The sequence below is a fragment of the Chamaesiphon sp. OTE_20_metabat_361 genome, assembly GCF_031364565.1.
This window is the reverse complement of record NZ_JANLWO010000025.1, coordinates 1-2350: the sequence shown is the minus strand read 5'-3', so window position 1 is coordinate 2350 and position 2350 is coordinate 1. Positions and strand designations below refer to the sequence as shown.

General features: G+C 44.5%; 3 protein-coding genes. All 3 read right to left on the bottom strand.

All coding sequences use genetic code 11. The features are described from left to right. Positions 1-59: 59 nt before the first annotated feature. Positions 60-431 carry a hypothetical protein gene (locus RMO35_RS00610; protein WP_309737838.1) on the bottom strand — a complete coding sequence of 124 codons (372 nt, stop codon included), beginning with the start codon at positions 429-431 and terminating at the stop codon, positions 60-62. A gap of 234 nt (positions 432-665) precedes the next feature. Next, positions 666-1106, bottom strand: coding sequence for a cyanase (cynS, locus tag RMO35_RS00605; RefSeq protein ID WP_309737837.1), 441 nt, complete (start codon positions 1104-1106; stop codon positions 666-668). Between the two features lie 577 nt (positions 1107-1683). Then, the coding region (locus RMO35_RS00600) for a sigma-70 family RNA polymerase sigma factor (RefSeq protein ID WP_309737836.1) at positions 1684-2350 on the bottom strand (667 nt) is incomplete at its 5' end.

Here is a 2350-nt window from a genome sequence, read left to right as displayed (position 1 = left end):
TAAATCTCAAACTATCGATTAAATTAGTCGATCGAGTGGACTTTTAGCTGCCAATCGACCTACCTACAGACGATTGTATTAGTCACCCCCGCTCGATCGGTGCGACTAGAATTACTACATTCTGCACCATGCTTATAGATTTTGATGGCAATCGGTTCTCGATCGGTAGTCGAACCATTTGCCGAGATCGTCATATTTTTACCAGTTACAAAATTAATTGTCAGCGGTAGTTTCCCGATCGCCTGCTCTGTAGTACTCGTCCGAGAGCGATCGTGCTGAGTCATGGTATAACTCCCCCACAATGTACTCCCGACTTTACCACTATACTCAACTCGATACTGAACTCGATCGCTAAATGGATTGCCAAAAGTCTGAACACCCATCAACCCCACACCCGTCACCAATGACCACAAGAAATACACGCTTTTCACAGCTTTGTTAACCCAATGCTACACAAACTAAATATACCCAGTAAAATAGCGCAAAATGTGTCCTAAATGCTTAAAAAATTCTGTGCTTTATTCTCCTTGAGGAACATTTGTGCGGGGATCGCTCTAGATAGCGTGGCGACTAGATTAGGAGCGGTTATCTCAGACAATAAAATTATGGCTTGTATTATCCGATCGAGCGCTCGGCGGCGTAATTCAAACTGGGTTACAACCGCTTTACCACTTTTTATAAGGCAAAAATTTCCCAGACATGGTAAGTTTGACTCGATCTCCCTTGGGATCGACTTCTTTGTCCACATCCATCGTAAAATCGATCGCGCTCATAATCCCATCGCCAAACTTTTCTTGGATGACACTTTTGAGCGGAAACCCATAGACTTGGATAATCTCATAAAACCGATAGACAAAGGGATCTGTCGGCACGATCGGGCCTAAACCTTTAATCGGATATTCGGTCAATCGATCGACATAATTAGCACTCAGTCCCAAGGCCTCAACGAGTAACTTCGCCTCATCTTCCGAAGCAGCGGCTTGTCTGTACAGCACCGCCGCAATCCAGACTTCATCTCGACCTAAGATTTTTTCGAGATCGGCAAAGCTCAATCCTTGTCGCTGCTTGGCGGCTAAGAGTTCGGACACGATATCTGGGAGGTTCATAGTTAATTTTGACCATAGTATTGGCAGTATGAGTCAAAATATAAACGAAAGTGAGAATTCAAATAGTTACCTAGCTAACAAATTTCAATTTTGGAGCAATTTTTTAGGATGAGTAGGACACACCAACATGTAATCGATCGAATTCAATTGATATTAAATATATTCGATCGCTTGTTTATAAGAGAATAGTTTTGTAGTTTTGTAGGGTGGGCACTGCCCACATACATATATTCGCTCGAATTAGTTTTGTAGGGTGGGCACTGCCCACATACATATATTCGCTCGAATTAGATAAGTGTTAAATGTATTCGATCGCTTGTAAGTTATTATTTGTCGTAAAAATATTTGTTAAATATGAAATATGTCTCGATTCTCTTGCAGAGACACTTCGCGAACGATTGTTGAAGATATTGCTCGATCGTGTAGCGTGTCTTATACAAGCTTAAATCCTTATTTTTGCTGCTCGGTATTGTTGGTGGGCAGTGCCCACCCTACGTTTTTGTAGCTTTAAAAATTGGGTGAGGCTAATCAATGAATTACCCTTACCCAATTTTGAGAATTACCCTCACTCAAATTTTTAATTCATCGATTCTAGGTAGTCCCGAACGCGATTGCGGCGTTTAGGTTGACGGAGTTTTTGGAGTGCTTTGGATTCGATTTGGCGGACGCGTTCGCGGGAGAGTTCGAGTACTCGTCCGATATCTGCTAGAGAGTGCGCTTGATTGTATCCTAGCCCAAACCGCAGACAGATTACCTCCCGCTCTCGATCGGTCAAATCGGCTAGCAGTTGGACGAGTTCGCCTTGGAGCGATTCGCGCATCAGTAGTTGTTCTGGAGTCACTTCGTCAGCTTCGAGCAGATCTCCCAATTCGGTATCCCGATCTTTACCAACTTTCACATCCAATGATACCGATCGCGGGACGCGCATGAGTACTTCTTGCAATTGTACCAGCGTCATGTCTAGAGCTTTGGCAACTTCCTCCAATCGTGGGGGGCGTCCGGTAGCCAGACTCAGCTCGCGTTGAACTTTTTTGATCTTGTTGAGCTTTTCGGTGATGTGGACGGGGAGGCGGATATTTCGGCTCTGGGTGGCGATGGCGCGAGTAATCCCTTGGCGAATCCACCAGTAAGCATAGGTACTAAACCGATAGCCCTTGGTGGGGTCGAATTTATCGACGGCACGTTCTAAACCCATCGTCCCCTCTTGAATCAGATCTAGCAGTTCCAAGCCGCGATTTTGATAT